This window comes from Phocaeicola sp., from assembly GCF_057861905.1.
Window position 1 is genome coordinate 17,621 of the sequence record NZ_DBMACV010000017.1, and the last position, 21,658, is coordinate 39,278.

Here is a 21,658-nt window from a genome sequence, read left to right on the forward strand (position 1 = left end):
TTTAAAAAAAACTTGCATCTTATTGTTCTTATTCTTTCTATGTACCAGAGTAGCTCCAGCCGAACTTTTCCCATCATTTGTCATAAATTCTTATACGGTAAAAAACGGATTATCACACAATACGATATGGTGTGCCTTACAAGACAGCTACGGATTCATCTGGTTTGGAACAGACAATGGACTTAACTGTTTTGACGGACAACGCAACACGATATTCAGAACTTCTTCCCAAAACAAGAAACAATCATTAGGCAGCAATTTCATTTATTCCTTATTCGAAGACAAGCAACGGAGAATATGGGTAGGTACCGACCGGGGTATATATATCTATGATAGAAAAAACACATTCATCCCGTTCACCCAAATGACTAAATTTGGAGTATCCATCAGCAGTGAGGTCAGAAAAATCATTCAGCTTTCCGATGAAGAAATAGCAATAGCCACCTTAGGGCAGGGAATCTTTATTTATAATTTGCAAAACGATACACTGACACAAAATAACCAGTATTTATCTTTTGTGTGGGATATGTATGTAGACCGAAACCATAAACTATATATAGCCTCGCTGCAAGAAGGAATAATTTGCCTGGATAAAGGACAGAAGTTTATTCAATCATTCCCATTGCAAACAAAGGAACAAACAAAAAATTACCTAAAAACCAACTGCATATTACCTATCGGGAAAAGTCTGTGGATTGGAACTGACAGCAAATTCTTATTCGAAATAAACACTCTGACGGGAAAGGTTGATTGCCGTAAACTGCAATCTGATCAGTTCCAGATTGTACAATGCCTAATTCCTTTTACCAAAGATACCTTCCTGATTGGGACAGACAATGGAATCTATCTATATAATTATAAGGACCAGACTTTATCTAACTTAACAGAGATTCATAACAACGACGGAACCAATATAACGGACCAAAATATCAATGCTTTCATAAAAGATAAAGAAGGGGGCATCTGGGCTTTAACCAACCAGACGGGAGCGATCCACATCATCCCAAAGAATAAGACCTTCAATCTTCACAAAATACCGGGCAACCCCACGGTCAATGCCTTCTATGAAGACCACAAACGCCACATCGTCTGGGTCGGAACTCAAAAAGGTTTATTTACCTATAATACGACCAGTAACGACATACAAGAATATCCATTAGTAGAGAAAGAAAAACAACTTTATGATATACGTTGTCTTTGCCTGAAAGAAGACGAACTGTGGATTGGTACATTCTCGAACGGCTTAAAAGTCCTCAACCTGACCAATGGTAAAACAAGGACTTACCAGCATTCTTATAATATCCCTAATACCATTTGCAGCAACAATATTCAAAAAATATATAAATGCCACGATGGAACCATCTACATTGGTACCAACTGGGGATTATGTTATTATAATCCCGAAGAAGATAATTTCAGAACCGAAACATCCGTCGGGGCCATGATTTCCATTACTGACATATACGAAGATTCCCACAACAACCTCTGGATTACAACTGCCAATAATGGTATATTTTTCAATAATAAAAATGCTAATTACTGGAAACACTATGAACATAAGCAAGGAGTAGAATCTTCGCTGATCAATAACTCTATCATTACCTTATTTGAAGATTCCAATAAAAAAATATGGTTAGGAACTAATGGAAATGGATTATGCTTATTCAATGCTGAGGAGGAGACTTTTACCACCTTTACAAACAAGCAGCTCTCAACGCTTGTGGTATATTCCATTGAAGAAGATTTCTACGGTTATCTGTGGCTTACAAGTAACATCGGACTTATTCGGGTAAATCCGAAAAATTTCGACGACTATCAATATTTTACAAACTCAGACGGACTACAGGAAAACCTGTTTTGTGAACGTGCATCTCACAAGATATCGGATGGCACTTTATTGTTTGGAGGTACCAATGGATTTAATTCTTTCCAACCTTCATTTGTTCAAAAAAACACGTTTATACCTCCAGTCTATATTACGGATTTCATTTTAGCTCATTCGGATTCTTCTCAAGATACACAAGATTTACTGAATCTGGAAGAACCGATTTTCTTGACCAAACAGATCAAACTTCCTTTTAACTATAACAGCTTTTCTATCTATTTTGCCTCATTAAGTTACCAGAATCCTCAAAAAAATCATTTTTCATACAAATTAGAAGGTATCGATACGGAATGGAATAGTAACATCAGAGAAAATTTTGCCACCTATCATAACTTGCCGCCGGGAAAGTACTGCTTTTCTGTAAAAGGATCGAACAACGACCAAAAATGGAATGAGCATATAGCGAAATTATGGATTATTATCACTCCTCCATGGTATCGCTCTGTCTGGGCTTATATTGCTTATATCGCATGTGCTATTTGCCTTATCATTTATGCATTATATAAAAGAGATTTCTATCTAAAGGCAAAGTACCAGAAAAGAATCGAAGAGTATCAAATTAAAAAAGATAAAGAACTGTATAAAAACAAAGTCAATTTCTTTATCAACTTAATACATGAGATCAGAACTCCACTGACTCTTATAAAACTGCCATTAGAAAGCATCATGCATGCCGCCATAGATAAGCAAACCGAACAACATTATCTACAGGTGATCAATAAAAACGTAGATTATTTGCTGGGAGTAACAAACGAATTGCTTGATTTTCAAAAAATGGAATCAGGTGAAATCAAATTACATCTTAAACTCTGCAACATACCTCAACAGATTAATAGTATCTATCAACAATTTGTTGGGTCTGCCGATTTAAGAAATATCAGCCTCTCCATTCATCAACCCGAGGACTTCCATCTTGAGGCTTTGGTTGATGGCGACAAACTCAACAGAATTCTGGTAAATTTGTTGAGCAATGCGATGAAATATGCCAATAAAACCATTTCGATTACAGTAAAAAACGATGCGAAAACGTTTTCTATCATTGTAGAAGACGACGGGCCGGGTATTGCAGATGCTGAAAAGGAAAAGATATTTCAGAACTTTTATCAAGTGGCCGACGGACAATCGATTCAAGGCACTGGCATCGGACTGGCTTATTCACGGGCTCTGGCAGAAAGTCACCATGGTACACTGCATGTTGAAAACAGCTCTTTAGGCGGATCTGCCTTCATCTTAACACTGCCCATTTACAATGAAGACCTTCAGAAAGAGGAGAATAAGGGTATCATACTCCCCGACAGCCGGTCTCATATGGATTTGGAAGGTAGCAATGACAAGCCAGCCAGCAGCTCCAAGGCCAAAATATTACTCGTAGAAGACAACCGAGATTTGTTGGAACTGGAATGTAACGGACTGAAAGAGTATTATCACATATTGAAGGCTCAAAATGGGATAGAAGCCTTACAAATAATGAAAGACGAAGATGTTGATATTGTGGTTACGGATGTCATGATGCCGCTGATGAATGGATTTGAACTGTGCCGTAAGATTAAAAGTAACATAGAATATTCGCATATACCGGTTATTTTACTCACAGCCAAGACCTTGCCAGAATCGAAAGAGGAAGGTTTTTCTTATGGAGCGGATTCTTATATAGAAAAACCATTCACAATTCAGCAATTACATATGCAAATACGAAATTTGTTGAACTTACGCACAGCATTTCAGAAACGTATGGCGTCGTTCTTCCCTCAAGCAACTCCTGAAGAAAAGGATAAAGAAGATTACATTCCATTTACTGCACAAGATCAGGAATTCATAAAAAAGATACAAGAAATCATAGAGCTACAGCTGAATGATGAAAACTTCTCTATCGATGTGCTTGCTACAGAGATGCACATGAGCCGATCGAATTTCTACCGGAAACTGAAAGCACTCTCAGGAATGTCGCCTAACGACTATCTGAAGAACTGCCGACTCAATAAAGCTGCCCAGTTACTAAAAGAAGGATATCGGGTAACGGAGGTTTTTGAACGTACAGGATTCGGTTCGTCATCCTATTTTGCCAAATGTTTTAAAGCGAAATTCGGCGTACTTCCGAAAGATTATACCGAATCGCTTAACTGATATACAGATAGCATATACACTTGCATACACGTTTTGTTACCCGCATCAAATTAGGGTATTCTGTAAATATCTCTAAAACTGTATACCTAAGATCGTATCCAATAAAAGAAAGCCGCCCGTCATTGGCACATGCGCACAATGACAGGCGGTTTTTTGTACTTTACAGACTGGAAGCATCATCCAGTTTCTTAGACGAATGTCAGAAGAGGCATATCCGCATTTATTCTTCTTTTTCTATGTAGCCATTACGACAAACTGTACAACGATGATCTATATGCTTGTGGGGAATTCCCCAGGCATTACACCGGCTACACCACTGTCTTTCGTCCGAACCTGTATAATTGGGTAAATATACTTTCTCCGACCAAGAAATACCCGTTCCATTACAGAATTGGCATTTTACCCGTACCGTTCTTTTTGTTTTTCCTCCAGGGGAAGATGTTCCCGACGAATTAGGGCTACCAGAAACAATCACTGTACTTCCTGTACCCCCACTATTATCGGTATGAGAATCTGTTACACTATAGTAAGTAGAGTTCGACTGCGTTCCGTTCGTACGATAAAAGACATAAGTATTTCCAATCTCGTCGACAACATTCAAAAGTGAATAATCCCTCGAGAAATTGTAGTACGCCTGTCCCCAATAAGTCCATCCATAATATGAATAAGCTTTTTGATTATTTCCTATATAATCCAGTTTGAAAGAAGCATTTACGGCATAACCGTTACGATCAGAGTCATAACATATATACTTACCATCCTTACTGGCAGGAAAGGTTACATACATGCCTGCCGAGTAGGGAGGTTTTACATTGTTCTGCCCTACCTTAACATATTTCAGACTGTAAAAATAACGACGTTGTGCTGTTGAGGATACCACAACAAACAACAAAACAATCCATATACCGAATGTGAATAGCTTTTTCATCTGATTAAATCAGGAATTTCTACTGCTCCAGGTTTTTGAGGATCCACATAGTTATAGACCCTCGTTCGGACCAGCTTGTTGTTGGCATCATATTGACAAATATTCAAGGTCTTGTAATCGTTGGAAACTTACATTCTAGTACTCTTTATACCTGTATAATTACTTAGCACATTTTCCATATTAACGATAAAAGGATTACTATGATCTAGTAATGACCGCTGCTCGAATATCATCATATCTCCCTGTCTGCCTACGAAAAAATAGGCGTACATTTGTCCTCCTTGAGTAGCGTTCCCATACTGATCTGATTCATACACCACCTTTTGATTAAACGTAAAGTACCAAATATGCGGAGCATCTCCCTTTTTCATAATCCCGTTCGCTTCAACAATTTTGGTGCACTGATAACTACCAGTATGCTGAGCCTTTACATGTACCGTACCTAACAATACAAGTACAAGTAAGATAAAAAATAACCTGATTTTTTTCATCATCTTATATTTTTAGTTTAATCATTTTCCGTACTCCGACGATTTTATCGAGAGAGAAATAATCGATAAATCAATATTTACATGAAGAGCACATCCACACAGGTACCCTTAGGGTTGTCCAACCTGCAGAGACTTTCACGACGTCTTGTTTCACAATCAGTAATATAGTCGATTTACAGTCCGTAAGTCAGTACACCTAGTATGAACATTACAAACATATTCAGACAATATGTCTGAAATCGACACGAACAAGAGCTATCAGAACAAGATAAATTTCTTGAACTTTTCCTGTATGATGGTTAAGGTAGTAACCTCATCACCACAAGTTACTTCAAGTTGAGAAGATCGTTCCACATCATTAGGATTCTTCTCTACCTCAATAACAATTTCATTATTCTCATTTTTAGAACAATTTACCCATTCCGGCATCTTCGTGATCTCCCAATCCGGATAATTGCAAATTACTTTCACCTTCTGGAACTCATTACCTTTTCCCTTGAACTTTATATAGGTACGATCCAAACTCAGCTTTATTCTACCATCTTTTCTGACCGGTTTCAAGTCATTTTTTGCCTTATTTCGATCATTTTCTTCAGGTTCCCTAGTCTGTGATTCCTTTTTCTTTGCTTCTTCCGTACGTGTCAATTGGGTAATAATGTTCCTACATGACTTGATCTGCTGGTCACACAAATCTTTCTTAGCCTGAGAATCATAACAGATTTTAGCCTTCTCAAAATAACCGATTGCATTTCTTTGGGAAGAGATAGTCATCGTCTGCTGACATTTTACTCCATTTGCAAAAAGTTTATCACAAGCACTCTGTGCATTAGCAACAAGCGCAGACATGCACATCATACTCCACAGAAAGCATCCAATAAAATATTTCATACGCATTTAAATATAACAATAAAATTCGTTGATAAAATCATATACAGTTACTCTTCTGGAACAGCCTTTTCCTGTTTATTCTCAAATTCTGCAACATTTATAACAGAACTGATATTACCGGCACGTTCCTTGAATTCAGTGGAAATTTCCACATCATCTTTAAATAGTTGTGACTTTTCCTGGAAAGAGACATAAGCATCATACAGCTTACGTTCCAACTGACTTTTCTTGTCGTCCAGATTTTTATGTCTGTCAACATTCGCGCTATCCTGCAACGTTTGGGCCAGTTCCTCAGCAGATTCATAATTGTCATAGGCCTTCAAGTAAGCTCTTTCATAACCTTCATCATGCAAATCGCCTACCTGTACCAGACTATCAGCCGAGAAAACCAATTGAGAAACTTCGGCCTGTACCGAATCATTATGAGCCATGATTGCCATCTTTTCACGAGTCTCCCTCTTTACATTGACTTGATGCTTTATCAGCATTCCTCCACCAATAATGGCAACAACAAGTACACCTCCCACTACCGAAAAAAGTAACTTATGCTTCTGCCATGCGGTCTTTTCGTCTACATACTTTATGGTATTACCAGACAAACCCGTTATGGCATACTGCTCCAGCTGTTCCGCAGTCGGACGTTTCCACGGATCTGTCGACAAGCATTTATAAATCAATTTTTTAGCTGAGGAGAATAATCTCCTTTCAACTCAGGAATCTCAGCACCCTTTTTCTGCACCAGTCCTCCATCATCTCCGAAAGGAGTATCCCCACTCAACATTTCGAATACGGTAGCTCCAAGCGAATAGATATCATTTGCCATAATGGGCGTATTATCCTTTCCGAAACGTTCCGGTGCCATATAAGCTACTGTTCCCGCCGAACTGAATGCGGAGCTAAGACTTTTACGTAGTGTTGACCTCAGGTGTGTACTGACACCAAAATCCGTAATCATAAAATCACCATTATCTGCAACCATGATGTTGTCTGGCTTGATGTCCTGATGAATGACAGGCGGATTCATAGCATGGAGCCATGCCAATCCGCTGGCTACATCCCGCAAAAGCCTCCAGGCATCCTGCTCCGAAAATTTTCCTACCAGTTTCATGATGCTTCCTTTTTCACAGTACGGAAGTACCAGATAAGGTTTTCGGTCGCAGGAATCATAATATAAGGGTTTCAACAGATTCTTGTGGTTAGCATTCACAACCAATGAAAATTCTCGTGCAAAGACATTCAGACCTGCATCATCAAGTCCGGTAGCTGGTGCATACACCTTCAACGCTACCTTTATGTCGGTCTTAGTATCTTTGGCAAGCCACACTTCTGAGAAATTTCCCCGGCCTAACAAGCGTTCCAGGAAATACCTATCATGAAATAAATTGTTCTGTTCCATTGTTTTTACTTCAAAGCTTCAATATCTATACTATATAAGGAACCTGGAGAATTCAATGAATAGCCTTCTCCATTTTCATTTCCATAATCAAACTCAAACTTGAATTGCAGGGCACCGTCGGCCGATACAGCTATAACCTTTGCCGAAAGCGTTTTACGTCCACTGAATTTCTTCGTTTCCGGCTTCTCCTCGATATTGATCGAGAATCCCATTCCCTTAAAAAGTTTCAATATCTGGTTATAACTTGACTCCCAAGTCAATCCCAAACTCACCCATTTGTCGGGCATATAAGAAGAGTCGGTCATATAAATCGACTCAAAAACTTTATCTTTATCAAAATCCCAGAAAGTCAGTCCTTTGACATCACAATGTTTTGCACCGGAATCCGTTTCCTTGACAATATAGTCCTGTGCTTTCATTTGTTTTACCGTCGATTGGCCCACAGTAAAGCCATAAACCGGAAAGAATTTGTTTATTGCCGTTCCGCTTGATACATGTGTCAGATGATTTGATCCTTCATTTTCATTATAATAATTCAGGACTGTCTTTTCCAGTTTCAACAATTCTTCCTTGCTCTTGTAGAAAACATAACGGAACTCCTCCGGTGAATGACAATACATCTCTACAGCCAATGAAACGGTTTCACCAGAAAACATCGCTTTGGCACAACGTACCTTCAGGTTACCTTCATTCACAGCCCTCCTGACAACATTCAAATCAGCATCAGTACATTTGAACCCAGATTTATGAAATTCTATATAATAGGGATTCGAATCACTCACCAAAAGCCAGAAAAGTTCATCATCTTCCCTGAAGGTTACGCTATTATCCTCCGGATCAATTTCAGGAGAAAAACCTTCTTCCTTCAGAAACTGATACAGGTTTGACTGGAATTTCTTCTGTTCCGGTGTCAGTCCATCTGCCCATATTCCTTGCAGGCCCCATAGACAGAAACCTACAAACAGCCATAGCTTATAAATCATTTGCTTCATATCGGTCTGTTTTTAAAGTACAAGAATTGTTCTATCAGCCTTATCGATGACAATAATCTTCACAGCCACACCATCGGGCAGACTTAGATTCTTCCGCAATTCCATCTTCATGGATTTTCCTACCTCTTTCACCTTATCTTCACTGAGTTCCGCCATATTATATTTCGACACCTCGGTCAGTTTCATTGTCAGCGTTATAGCAGAAGCGGTATAAGTAACAGACTGAGCATACACTCCGTCGGCTAGTTTGTAAGGACATTCTCTCGCCGCCTGCTGTACACTCTGCTGCCAGTCAGAATAGGAAACTGATGAATTTTCCGTAAAATTCATATCCCCCCACTGACCGTTTTTTACATCCCATTTCTTGGTAGCAATCAGTTTTCCGTTCTGGTTATAGTAATTCATCGTGATAGGGTTAATACCCGAATCGTCGTATTTGACAGTTACCTTAGATACTCCATAAAATGCGTCCGAAAGTTTACCATTACCATCGCATATCAGCCGTTCAGTAAACTTATTCTTTTCGTTATACTTCCAAGATTCTATCCGGATACATTTGGAAGTATCGTAATACTTCTCTTCCAGTTTATTCCCGTGATTGTCGTATGCAAAATCCACTTTAGCAAAACCATTACTTTTATGCATGACCAGCTTGCCGTCTACATCAAGATACTCCTGATGCAGCAGATTTCTTCTTTTATTGTATTCAGATTTCATGATGAAAAATCCATCTGCACCCACCTGAGGATTCCCATATCCGTCGTAACAGGAAATTTCTACCATATTTCCCCATTGGTCATATTTCACCCGTCCTTCCGGATACACATTAGCACCTGAAATAGGTTTACCGTCTGCTCCATAATTCTTTTCAACTATGACACGGTTCAGTGCGTCGAACTCACGGTCTCTTCTGTGTGTTTTCATTTCATCTACAGCAGGGCTGCCATCTATTCCCCAATAGCTCGTTTCTTTCGTATTTCCCCGTTCATCGTATGCATACTTAATCTGCGAATACGTCTGTTTTACAAAGTTGGTTCTTTTCCCCTCCAGATTGGTACTCCATTCAGAAACAATCCGATTGTTTGAATCAAATGAACGGTTGATTACAGTCATTCCAGATTGAAGCCTTCCATCTTCTACTCCATACTCCTTTACGATATTTCCTTTTACATCGTACGCATAGTGATAACTGTTCAAAACATTTCCATTCAAATCGCAATATTCGGATCCTATCAGGAAGTTAGTCTTGTCATCATAACGGTACACTATGCTGGAATAGCCGCTACGGGTCATACAAGCTTTCCCGTCGCTATTGAAGTAGCTCATTTTTTTCTGGTTTCCACGTTCATCATATTCAATAACATATCCTGCAAAGAAGTCATTTCCATTCACCAGATGCCCATATTCATCCAGGAAAGACATTTTTGTCAAAGCCCCCTGCAGGTTATATTCCATACGATAATCTGCTACCACTCCATCCGAAGTAGTCAGCTTACCTTCCGCATTCAGGTAATATTCTCTGGTTTGCCGGTTAAACTCATCGTATTCCATTCGTTTCTCGAAATAGAAACCGTCTACAGCTGCTGGTTGATTTCCCTTATTATAAAAACATTGGGATGTCATATTTCCAGCCTCATCGTACGTACAAGTAATTCGGGCAGCTCCCATTGAAAGTTCTGTCGGACTTCCGTTCTCATCTGCATAACTTATTTCCAGAGGGAGCCCCGTTTCATTAGGTTTCGACGAAACGGAACAGTAGCTGTCTGTTCCATCATTGTATAAGGTCGGATTGCCGTCTTCATCCAAATACATTTCCTTTACCAGATATCCATTCTCATTATAGGAATTTTCTACCGTTACGTATCCAAAGGTACAGTAAGCCAACTTGCCGTCTACTCCGAAACAAGATTGTTTAACACGAAAGCCTTGCTGGTCGTATTCATACATGAAACCAGACACATTTACATCCGTACGTATCGAAGGAACACCATCCAGTGTATAATAAGATTCTTTGATTCGGTTTCCATACTCGTCATATTCCAACTTCACCAACGGGCAATTATTGCCATCGTGTGAGGCGTTCCTTTCAGCATCCAGATAGGTAACAGAGGTCCAGTCATCATTCTCATCATAGGTATAGACCTTGATAGCCAGTCCATTCTTATTACTTGTCACACTGCCGTCTGCCCCTACAAATGTTTCTTCTATCTTTCTACCTTTCTCATCATACTTATACCTCTGTCCATAAATTCTGTCACGGTCACAGGCCGGTACATTCTGGAAAGCAGCATAACGTCGTTCTACCAACAGACCATCCTTATCATACGTCAGCAGATAGCGTGAGATATGGCTTTTCTCCTCCCACACTCCGGAATTCTGCTTATACAGGTCATTCATGTTGGCATTCAGGTTCATCTCCGTACCGTTTTTGTCATTCTGCCGGAAAGTAGCGGTTTGTAAGTTTTCATCAAAATCCAGTTTAAACAACATCTTTCCATTCGAGTCGTAAATGAACATGTTATCCAGATTTCCATCCTCGGTATAGGAGTAGCAAACATCCGAGAAACGACTGGCTATCAGTTCTGTATCTGTATGATTGGCTACCTTTCCTTTAGAATTTACCAACGTCAAACGTCTCACCTGACCCTTCTGGTACTCAAACCGATAAGACCTCTCACGGTGCTGTACCTCATTGCGGCTCAATCTGCCGATACCTTCGGGCACTCCCCAATGTTCACAATAATCCTTGTAATAATAAACTTTCGTACGGGTATAATCCCACAGGAAGATACCTGCACACATCAATACAGACGCAGCCACAGTAAGTACTATGGCGATGGTCTGCTTACGTGAATGTTTGACCCACGATCCGGTTTCCCAAAAAAGTTCTATCTTCTGTCGGATTTCATTGGCCCGGATTCGCTTGCTCGGGTCAAGTTCCAGACATCTCATGATCATCCCCTTCACTTCCGGCTGTAATTTAGGAAGTTCAGGAAGTGGTTCACCCTCCGCTTGAAGTAATCCACCGTGTTCTCCATAAGGAGGAGTACCGGTAAGCAGTTCCACAGCCGTTGCTCCCAGCGACCAGATATCACTGGCATTCGCCGTATTTCCCTCAAACCGTTCAGGAGCCATGTAAGCACGGGTTCCCCCCGACATACCGTTCGAATCACTGATGTCACTATTTCCACTGACACTGATACCGAAATCTGTCACCAGAAAATTACAGTTGTCGTCCAGCAGGATATTGTCCGGCTTGATATCCAGATGAATGATGTTATGGTCATGCAGGTATTCCAGTCCTGCAGCCACATCGTGCAGAAACTTGATGATATCCTCCTCTTCCATCCTTCCGACCATACTACTGCATGATCCGTTTTCACAATACTGCATAATCAGGTAAGGCCTTCCTGCGCAGACATCATATCCGGTAGGCGGTAACAGATTCGACTGTTTCATGTTGTACACCGTAGTAAACTCACGTTTGAAATTCTGTAAGCCATAGGTGTCGAATTCTGAATGTTCAGAGAAAATCTTCAAAGCGACCGTCAGATTATTCGCCTTCGTATCCTTTGCTTTCCATACTTCTGCGGAAGCACCACTTCCAAGAGATGCTACCAATAAGTATCTATCATGAAATAAATATCCTTTTCTGAGTTCCATAATGCCCGAATTTATATCATATCATAGATAAAGTAGTATAAACCAGAAATGCTGAAGCAGATACAGAAATGATAAACCAGATCAATCCAGCAATCGCCCAATTACGCTGGGCATTCTTGTAGCTTTCAAAATCTTTGTATTTACCGCTGTCCCAGGCAATTCTGGAACCCTTCAGTCCCATATACACGCAGAGACCTATGCTGCATACCTGTCCGAGGTAAGGAATGGCCGCCACTACCAAAATCAGCAAAGGCCAATACATCCGATGGAATATACCCCATAACCAGGTACAGAAAAAGGCTCCCCAGTTCCATTTTTCAAGTTCCTTGTCTATCTCTGCCTGCGAATAAGCATTTGCCTGACCGTAGTTATTTTCCCTTTCCTGATGAATCTGATAGCCTGAATCGTTTCCACCCCCTATCTTGTTATAGTTAAAGGGCTCTGTCTTACGTCCACTCTGGCGATTATCATAGTCCCTCTCCACATAGACATCTTTACGTACAGTACTTCTGCCTACCTCTCCGTGGATATTCTTGGTTACAGTCGGTCTACGGGAAATGGGAAAAAAACGCTCAAGTATCTCCCAATCCAATCTATAGACACCTGCCAACAGGATTTCATCACCCGGATAAATTGGTACATTTGTATTATGAATCTTCTGCCCGTTGATAATTGTCCCGTTTGAACTATGGTCATAAAATAACAGACTATTGCCTATAGCTTCAATCTCTGCATGTTCATTGCTCACTGTATCCCACCGTTCCTCGATACGGATATTACTACCAGGAGCTCTTCCAATTGTAATTCTCTTGTTGTTCATAGCCTTCATTTTTTGGGGACCAATATTATATCACCCGCATTCAGCCTGGTGTTTTTTGTATTGTTCATTGACATCAGTTCTTCAGCTGATATACTGAACTTTTTTGCTATAGAGAAATAAGTTTCTCCTTCTTTTACCTGATACTGTTGGGTATGGGTTGAATCCGGATGGACAGCCCCTTGAGTATCCTCATCACTCTTCTTTTGCTTTTCAGGTTCTTGACCTCTCGTATTCTGTTCCTTTTTCTCTCCAGCATGTTCAGGTTCATTATCATGTATCAGTGTCAGCCTAGGTTCCTCCTTTTTTTTCTCTCCAGTTTTCTCCGGCTTACTTACACCGCCAATTTGTTCCAGACTATTCTCTATTTCAGTAGAAACAGACAGAGGGGCACCCGTTTCATTCTGTTCCTTAGTGCTCTTACTTGGATTTGTTTTTTCGGCACGTGAAGGAGTCTCCGTTCTCATCTCAGTTGTATCTGTTGCGGACTGAGCTTTTCCATCCTTTTCTGTATCTTTCTTATCTCCTTCGGCCTTCATTTCCACCTGACTCTCGCCCTTATTTTGCATCCAAAACCAGCATCCTCCACCAATCAGGACCAAAACAAATGCAATCATCAAGCCTATAAAGGTTTTCTTTCGATACCATTTGACCGTTTCTTCTGTATCATGCTGGGGAACTCTCGTATCCAGTCGCTGCTTCCCGGCCAGACGGTTATCGAAACTCTCGAAAGTATCCGGCATACAGACGCCTCCTCCTTCCAGAATCTGACAGAGACAGATTGTGATATTATCCGAACCGGCCGCTTCAAAGGCAGCCTTGATCAATTCGTCAGCCAGACAGTCCATGTCCGCTTCATTATTCCGAATGACATCCTCTATCTCACTGTCTCTAAGCATTCCGTTCAATCCGTCGGTACATAAAAGGACGATATCCCCATCACACAAGTCATAAGGCTTCAGCAGCGATTCTGGTTTCGCTTTGGCAGTTCCGTCACTCAGCGAGCGGGTTATGATGTTACTGTCAGGATAATCGAAAGCATCTTCCTTAGAAATGGCCCCCTTATCTACCAGTCCTTGCACATACGAATGGTCTTTTGAAATCTGATGCAGTCCGGCCACCGGATTATAGACATATGCCCGGCTGTCTCCACACCAGGAAACATACAGTTTACCATCCAGTATCCATCCGATCACGATTGTTGTCCCCATGCCACGAGTTTCCGGACGCCGTTTGGCTTCCTGTTTAATCCGCGCATCAGCCTCAACAATCACTTCATTCATGTATTTCTCGATGGAATAGCGGTTTTTGAGCACTTCGTCTGTCAATCTATCCGAAGAGAAATACTCACGTACCGTTTCAATGGCCAGCTCAGAAGCCACTTCACCAGCATTCATACCTCCCATTCCATCGGCTACGACCAGCAGCGTTCCCTTTTCTCCTAATGAGTAGACCTCATTGTTTATCCACTGCATTTTATCTGAAGTAAGGTCGGCTGCTACCTGGAAATTATCTTCATTGTTTGTGCGGACAATCCCCATATCGGTTTTTGCCGCCAGTCTGATTTTCATTGTATTCATTTCCGACTTTTCTTGTTTTTCGCTTTGTCTTTCTTACTTTTACCTATTGGAGTCAACTCGGCATCAGAGCTCTGTTGGTTATCTATTTGCTCTATTTTACTTTCCGATTTTCCGATAAAAGGACAATATATTCTCCAGGAAGTATTTGCCTGAGCAAGGACTCCACATAATTGGAATTCAATAATACCAACCTCCTTAAAAGTAGGAACTACATAGATTCCCCCCAAGATCTTCTGTTTTCCATCCGGTTTGTCCACTTCAATCCACTGTCCGTTTTTGTTAACCGTAATTTCTTTCCGATAAACCAAAAAATCTAACTGGACATTACTTTCTGAATTAGAATTCTCATGAGCAACAACCCATATAATCCATCCGTCTTTTTTCCCAGTCGTATTGTCTAACGTAAAACCTTTACCGTCAAAAGTACTGGACATGAATCTATATACGGCTGTATCTACCACTACTTCTTTTTTGTCATATTCATAATCAAGCAAGTCATATTTTGGAGTTTCCTCCAGCCCCGAATACAAGGCCTGAAAAAGCACCGGACTATAATCGTCTTTATATTTTTCAAAATTGACATCATATAACCACGGACAGACACTCCTATTGGTCAATAAAATTCCACCCGGTACTTTCACTCCAAAAGCATACTGTGATCCAAATTCATCTTTTCCATCAAGGCCAAACAAATCACCCGATTTCTCGTCACAAATTCTAAAACTATGCTTTGTTAGAAAAAGACCAGTTCGTACAGCATTCTCAACATATTGTTGCCCAACACTCTGTCCTAATGAAAACTGAGCAAAACTTGAGACAGAGAGCAATAAAAAATTAACGATAAAAATAATCTTTCTCATATGACAATCATTTAAATATAGCACCTATCGGAACGACTCTACCTTTCATTGAGTCAGCTCCTTGATCAGCTCCTGACAAAATACCTACAACAATGTATTTTCCATCCTTGACCGCAAAGACAGGACCACCTGAATTTCCATGGTCAGAATTATCATTTGATGTTTTAATGGTTCCATCATCTTCCAGTCCTTGTCTGGAAGTAATAGCCTGAGATACGATAGGAGAAATCTGTCCATTTACTGTTTCACCCTGATTGGTAGGGAAACCGACAATTGACAACGGAGTCTGGACAGGCAGATTCATGGAGTAGTCTGCATCATACTCAATAGATCCCGTTTTGTCAATCTTTATGTATGCCCAATCACCTCCCCTGTAATTATGGGCTCTAACAACCCAGCTACGTCCGGATTCATCCACAAATTTATCTTCTAGCACTTCTGCTGCTCCCAACTTAAACGGCATATCATTGTATGAATATTCTATATTTATCTTACCTGCTGTAGAAATACCTTCCATTACCACTTTTATAAGACCGGCATAATAATATGCATTTATATAATTTGACTCATCATCCGGATCAAAAATCACAATTTCTTTTGTCGGATCTTGAGGGTCTTTTACCTTCTTTAAAGCGAAAGCGTCATAATTAATCATATGTTGTGCTGTAACCAAATATCCGTTATTCAACAAGAAACCTGTTCCACCCCATCCAGTTACAAGATTCCCTTCATAATACATCTTACAAGTTAAAACAAAGATATCCTTAAAATAGGGAGTGATATCTATCTTATTCTCCGTTTGTACCTTTTGCTGCTGAACAACCACCTCCTTGATATTTCCTAAATTAGTCTTGATTTCAGTCAGTTTCTTTTCACTATCTGTTATTTTTTGATTGGCTACGACGAGTTCTTTATTCAGTGAATCAATCAGTGCCTGATTACCTTTTGCAAGAATTATCTGATCAGCTAAAGACTGACTTTGCATTTTAAGCCTATCATTCAGTGTAAATCCCCATGTAGCCAATCCACCTACAGCCAGCACAAGTATGCACGACAATACAGTGATTGCCGTTTTGTAAGGTCTCAAAGCCTGCTGTCTGAACAGACTGAGTCTACGGGTCAGACCAATGGAACCCACTGTCGATTTTTCCCGGTCGGGATAATGAATCCCAGTTTAGGTCCGTTTACGGAGAGTTGGATTTCATCGCCGTTCTGCAGATACCATTCCGTCTTGATGGGGCGCCCGTTCAGGAAAGTAGAATTCGTCTGGGAAATCTGTACCAGTTTCCACATGTCCCCATCTTTTACGATAGCTGCATGACGGCGCGATACAGTCTTGAAACTTTCATCGAAACGTACCTGACAATGTGAATCACGTCCCAGTGTAATGTTATCTACAATAATTTCCTGACATTCTCCTGCCCGATGATATTTACTACTTACTTTATGCTCCAGTATATAATATTTCTTTCCACCCGGAGCAAAGATTGACCCCATTCCGGCTCCTACCGAACCGGATAAAGTATTTTTATAAGGTTTAGTGGTATGACCAACCATAATCTGATTATTTTATTCGTTATACTTCATTTTAATATGCTTCTGCACGTAGTTTGGTATCTCCAATTGATATGATATCACCCGGGCTGAAAGGCAATCCGTTGATCGAGACCTCTCTGGAATTCACATAAGTACCGTTCGTCGACTTCCTCCATCCACCGGTCTCACATCTGTCCCATTGTCCATCCCTGATGACCCACGAACCAATATCGTAGTCCAATTCCAGTGTACAATGCTTCCGGGAAATATAACTGCTGTTCTCTTCCCGGATAGCGATATCATTGTATACGCCTTCATCCATACGTCCCATACGTAAGATGGAAGACTCTCCGCGGAGCATGTCATCCAGCTTATATACCCTGCCGAATTCCTCTCCCTGCATGATACGCAGCAAAACTCCATTGACAATCCTCGTCTGAAAATCTTTTCCTTCTTCCACAATCGTTTGCTGTACACGCTGAACTTGCGGAACAAGCTCCAGTACCTTCTCTACCGTCTGAAGACGATCTTGAAAATTAGGAATAAGACATCCGTCAATTAACTGATACCAGTCTTTACCAGAAGGAAGGCTCATCAGATAGTCCTTGTCCCAGTCACCATTTTTACCCCGGCGCAGATAACTTACCAAGTCTCGTTCCAAAGCCAGTTGACCAAAAGGAAGGCGGTTGGTAATGAGCTGATACATCATTACTCCAAAGGAAAAAATATCGGTAGTAGGAAGCACCGTAGCGTCTTTACGCGGATTCAGCTGTTCGGGTGGCATATAAGCGTATGTCCCGAATATCTGTTTAGGTTTCCCCAAAATATTCCGCTCGGTCATTCGCTTGTTTCTATCGCCGGATATGCCGAAGTCCGTCAGTGCATAATCGCCGTTCTTCTTCACCAGAACATTCTCCGGCTTCAGATCCCGATGTACTTTTCCACAACTATGCAAGGCTTTCAGACCATACAATACATGGGTAGCTACTTTAGTCAAATCCACATATTGCTGGGCTACGATACTCAACAAGTCACCATTAGGACAATACTCCATTACAATATATGGATTCCCGTTTACAGTACCATGCGCAATAGAATGGACCAGGTATTTGCTGTCTATACGTCCCGTCTCGAACTCCATGTCAAAACGTGCCATCAATGAAGCTCGGATTTCGGAAGGAACTTCCCACAATTTCAGGAGTTTCAGTGCCTGCAGCTCGCCGTTAGGATCTGTCACGGCATATACCTTTCCGAAAGAACCTTCTCCCAGTATCTTCTGCACCTGAAAATGATGGTCAATCCTGTCACCTATAAAGAAATCACATCGCTGAACAACAGACATCGCTATACAGATTTATTCATGAAATTCAAACAACCGGTTTCCCAACAAAATAATATCCCCGTCATGTAACTCGATACGCTTGGCAGCCTGTACGAACGTGGTTTTCTGTTCACTCTTGTCTTCTATATACCAGCGTCCATCTATACGAGTTACGATAGCCTGCTGACGCGACGTAATAGACGAATTATTGGGTTCCGTATTTGCACGGTTTAAAGAAATTTCCTTCCCTTCGTATTCCTGCTCATCCAGCTCGTGTCGCTCATTCATCCGTCTGATAGGTTTCAATACAAATGTAGGTTCCATCTCCATATTCATCATATATGGATTGATGGTTCCACGGAATCCGGTGGTTCTGTTTTCTTCTGGATTCATTCTGGTAGGACGAAAATGAGATTCCTCCGATTTCGGGTTGTCTACCGTTACAGTAGGCTGTCGCTGACTGGTTCCTCCACCTTGTGAAACAGGAAACTTGCAGTTCGGACATTTCTCTGTTCCTATACGTACAGGATAGCCACACTTCGGACATGGTTTAGTCTTTTCCTCGGATGTCTCAGCCTGATTATTGCCAGAAGGATATGGTTCATTCATACTTTGACCGAAAACGTTCTCCTCACATACCGTCTTGCTTAAAGAAGCATCTCCTCCACTACCACCCACTTCTCTTTCTATAGAATCATCATCTGCACTTAATGGAGCATGACATTTCACACAAACTCTCTCATTTGGCTTATTAGGCCAGCCACAATTCTTGCATCTCATAATATTATAACATTTTTAAGGATTACCATATAATATGTATCTTTCTACTTGCTAAACGAGTCTATTTTTCGCTTACTGACGGAATAGGCTTAATGAAAGCCGTCGGTATATACGCCGTAGCCACCAGACAGACACCAGGAAGTTCTATCACTACCCGCTGCTGACCAGCTACTCTTGCTACTTTCCCTTCAACACCAGCAAAATCACCATCAACAATCCGAACCTTATCCCCACTCTTATAATGACAATGTTGAGATTCAACCAAACGAACATGTTCATTATTCAGACTTGTTACACGGATAAAATTCATCATTTCATTATACCCTACAGTCAAAGGAGGATTTTTACCAAATTCTCCGACTTTGAAATGATTGTAATAATAAGTCAGATAATGGAGTTCAGGAGTCTGTTTCACATATTTCTCCACTTTTTCAGGAGTCGCATAGACAAAAAGAAAATTGGGAAGAAGAGACGTTAAAATACGTTTCTTCTTCCCATTGTATATCTTCTGTACATAACACATCGGAAGGTATGCCTCCGTATGGTCGTTCATAATAAAATCGTATGCTTTGCGTTCCCGACCGTATGTGACTCTCAACACAAACCATCTCTTATTCACATCCGAGACATACTTTACCGACACCTCACCCGATATATCAGGTTTTTTGAGGGGAACTTTGGAGGTAAATCCAACGTCTTGAGAGATCACTTCATCCTCTCGTTTTTTGTTCACATTAGACAATGTGTCCATGGCTTTAAGCCTTCTAAATTCCTCGTCGTCCCTATAATAATAGACAACTAAATGTAGTCATTCCCGACCACACGGAATTTGTTTCTTTGTTTCAAATGTAACCAAAAACAAAAAATAACGGAACTTGAAAAGTTTCCATTTTGCACTATCGGAGCTTCTGAAAGCACTATTTGGCTTAATTCGACAACTATTCGGTCAAAAAAAATAGATAGACATTACTCGTTAGTAGTATTGAATTAGCACATATTCTACCCCATCCAGTAGTGCAATTTTAATGTTAAGCAAGGAATTCCTTTGCCCATTTTAGACAGAAACCGATGTGGACAAGCTTCCGGAACAGCAGGACACTCAGCTGTCCAGAAAGTTGTAAAACCTCCCATCTCCGTTTACCAGATAGTCCGGATGAATGATCTTAGTTCTGTGATCCGTATCATTTATTTAATGCCGGATGGTTTGGGCAATAACGTACTTACGGGTAACGGTTTTCCTAATACCGGCATGTTATTTTTATCCCATGTGATTTTCTGTAGACGTGGGCTTCGGCTTTCACTCTCTCCCGTTATGCCATTAGGTATATTTCTTGCGGTATAAAGTATATACCACTCTGTACTATCGGGAGAAGGAATGAATGACGGACTACCCGGTCCCCATACACTGTCCTGAGGGGACTGATAGAACACAGGTTCTGTTGCCTTCGTCCAGGATTTCGGATTCAGTAAATCGGCACCTGCATCACAAGTAAGCATACCGATACAATAATAAGGAGACCAGCACCCGCTTGCCGAATAATAAATAATCAATTTCTTATTGTCCTTGGAATGGAAAAAGGCAGGTGCCTCGTTTACGTAAATCGGATAAGCCGTACGGCTTCCATCCGGATTCACCCACTGCCGTTCCCAATTGTATTCAGGAGAAGACAACATGATACGCTCTCCATCCAAAGTCCATGGATTTTTCATCTTGGCAATGTAAATACACTGAGTTTCCTCCGTGATACGTCGCTTGAGCCACCCAGACCAAATAAGATATTGGATTCCCTTATACACAAAAGTAGATGCATGTATCCCCCAGTTCCATTCGCGGTTAGTCAGAACAGGACCTTTCTGTTTAAATGTCCCTTCCATAGGATTCTGCGCATCATTTTCTAACACATAAATCTGATGGTTATCTGTATTTCCGTCATCAGCCGCATAATAAATATACCATTTATCGTTTATCCGATGTATTTCGGGGGCCCATAAATTATGCATGCTTTTCGGATCGGTTGGTCGCCAAACCTCTTTGCAGAGCGCATGAGCCATATCCGTGATATCACTTGTTTCCCAAAGCAGAATCATGTCGTTCGTTTCATGCGTGTAATAATACTTCCCTTTATAGAAAAAAGCATTCGAATTACTTCCCGAAGGAAGAATAGGATTGACGAAATAATTTCCTTCTACTTTAGACTGACTTGTTCCCGTATGCTTACACGACACTAAACTCAACAACATTGCCCCCAAAAAGAAAATGATATTCGATTTCATAAATATACAATTATCTAACTATCTAACGTTACAATCGGAACATTAGCCTATAAATGCCTCCTTTTTGATCAAAAGTACACAAAATTTATTATCTCGACTTCAAAGATTTAAAATTTCTTGCCA

The 21,658-nt window shown here is 40.7% G+C and carries 17 protein-coding genes; 1 reads left to right on the forward strand and 16 read right to left on the reverse strand.

Annotated features, from left to right (window positions below; all coding sequences use genetic code 11):
• The first annotated feature begins 22 nt into the window (after window positions 1-22).
• Window positions 23-4,009 (forward strand): hybrid sensor histidine kinase/response regulator transcription factor, encoded by a 3,987-nt coding sequence (locus ACZM60_RS05270; protein ID WP_489520948.1) that lies wholly within the window; start codon window positions 23-25, stop codon window positions 4,007-4,009.
• Between the two features lie 220 nt (window positions 4,010-4,229).
• On the opposite strand, the gene ACZM60_RS05275 is transcribed toward ACZM60_RS05270, so the two are convergent.
• From ACZM60_RS05275 to ACZM60_RS05350, 16 genes are all read right to left on the reverse strand, one after another.
• On the reverse strand, window positions 4,230-4,937 hold the full coding sequence (locus ACZM60_RS05275; RefSeq protein ID WP_022231674.1) for a DnaJ-like cysteine-rich domain-containing protein: 708 nt from the start codon (window positions 4,935-4,937) through the stop codon (window positions 4,230-4,232).
• A gap of 128 nt (window positions 4,938-5,065) precedes the next feature.
• Entirely contained in the window at window positions 5,066-5,431 is a 366-nt protein-coding gene (locus tag ACZM60_RS05280) for a hypothetical protein (RefSeq protein ID WP_489520949.1), read from the reverse strand.
• 255 nt (window positions 5,432-5,686) lie between these two features.
• On the reverse strand, window positions 5,687-6,316 hold the full coding sequence (locus ACZM60_RS05285) for a BACON domain-containing protein (RefSeq protein WP_022231676.1): 630 nt from the start codon (window positions 6,314-6,316) through the stop codon (window positions 5,687-5,689).
• Between the two features lie 47 nt (window positions 6,317-6,363).
• Window positions 6,364-6,993 (reverse strand): hypothetical protein, encoded by a 630-nt coding sequence (locus ACZM60_RS05290; RefSeq protein WP_489520950.1) that lies wholly within the window; start codon window positions 6,991-6,993, stop codon window positions 6,364-6,366.
• Window positions 6,990-7,712, reverse strand: a complete 723-nt coding sequence (locus tag ACZM60_RS05295; protein WP_489520951.1) for a serine/threonine protein kinase — start codon at window positions 7,710-7,712, stop codon at window positions 6,990-6,992. The genes ACZM60_RS05290 and ACZM60_RS05295 overlap by 4 nt, the downstream gene beginning before the upstream one ends.
• 5 nt (window positions 7,713-7,717) lie before the next feature.
• Complete coding sequence (locus tag ACZM60_RS05300; protein WP_294598234.1) at window positions 7,718-8,704, reverse strand: hypothetical protein; 987 nt, start codon at window positions 8,702-8,704, stop codon at window positions 7,718-7,720.
• A gap of 12 nt (window positions 8,705-8,716) precedes the next feature.
• Window positions 8,717-12,367 carry a protein kinase domain-containing protein gene (locus ACZM60_RS05305; RefSeq protein ID WP_489520952.1) on the reverse strand — a complete coding sequence of 1,217 codons (3,651 nt, stop codon included), beginning with the start codon at window positions 12,365-12,367 and terminating at the stop codon, window positions 8,717-8,719.
• A gap of 16 nt (window positions 12,368-12,383) precedes the next feature.
• Window positions 12,384-13,187 carry an FHA domain-containing protein gene (locus tag ACZM60_RS05310; protein ID WP_022231680.1) on the reverse strand — a complete coding sequence of 268 codons (804 nt, stop codon included), beginning with the start codon at window positions 13,185-13,187 and terminating at the stop codon, window positions 12,384-12,386.
• A 5-nt stretch (window positions 13,188-13,192) separates the two neighbouring features.
• Window positions 13,193-14,764: a protein phosphatase 2C domain-containing protein gene (locus ACZM60_RS05315; protein ID WP_489520953.1), complete on the reverse strand. Its 1,572-nt coding sequence runs from the start codon at window positions 14,762-14,764 to the stop codon at window positions 13,193-13,195.
• Window positions 14,761-15,624 (reverse strand): hypothetical protein, encoded by an 864-nt coding sequence (locus tag ACZM60_RS05320; RefSeq protein ID WP_484246198.1) that lies wholly within the window; start codon window positions 15,622-15,624, stop codon window positions 14,761-14,763. Before ACZM60_RS05320 ends, ACZM60_RS05315 begins: the two co-directional genes overlap by 4 nt.
• Before the next feature lie 7 nt (window positions 15,625-15,631).
• Entirely contained in the window at window positions 15,632-16,711 is a 1,080-nt protein-coding gene (locus ACZM60_RS05325; protein ID WP_489520954.1) for a trypsin-like serine peptidase, read from the reverse strand.
• 32 nt (window positions 16,712-16,743) lie between these two features.
• Entirely contained in the window at window positions 16,744-17,181 is a 438-nt protein-coding gene (locus ACZM60_RS05330) for an FHA domain-containing protein (protein WP_489520955.1), read from the reverse strand.
• Window positions 17,182-17,212: 31 nt separating this feature from the next.
• Entirely contained in the window at window positions 17,213-18,502 is a 1,290-nt protein-coding gene (locus ACZM60_RS05335) for a protein kinase domain-containing protein (protein WP_337419762.1), read from the reverse strand.
• A 12-nt stretch (window positions 18,503-18,514) separates the two neighbouring features.
• A complete protein-coding gene (locus tag ACZM60_RS05340) occupies window positions 18,515-19,261 on the reverse strand; it encodes an FHA domain-containing protein (RefSeq protein ID WP_489520956.1) in 747 nt (248 codons plus the stop codon).
• A 61-nt stretch (window positions 19,262-19,322) separates the two neighbouring features.
• Window positions 19,323-20,012, reverse strand: a complete 690-nt coding sequence (locus ACZM60_RS05345; protein WP_489520957.1) for a UpxY family transcription antiterminator — start codon at window positions 20,010-20,012, stop codon at window positions 19,323-19,325.
• Between the two features lie 434 nt (window positions 20,013-20,446).
• Window positions 20,447-21,535, reverse strand: a complete 1,089-nt coding sequence (locus ACZM60_RS05350; protein ID WP_489520958.1) for a glycoside hydrolase family 43 protein — start codon at window positions 21,533-21,535, stop codon at window positions 20,447-20,449.
• Window positions 21,536-21,658 lie beyond the last annotated feature (123 nt).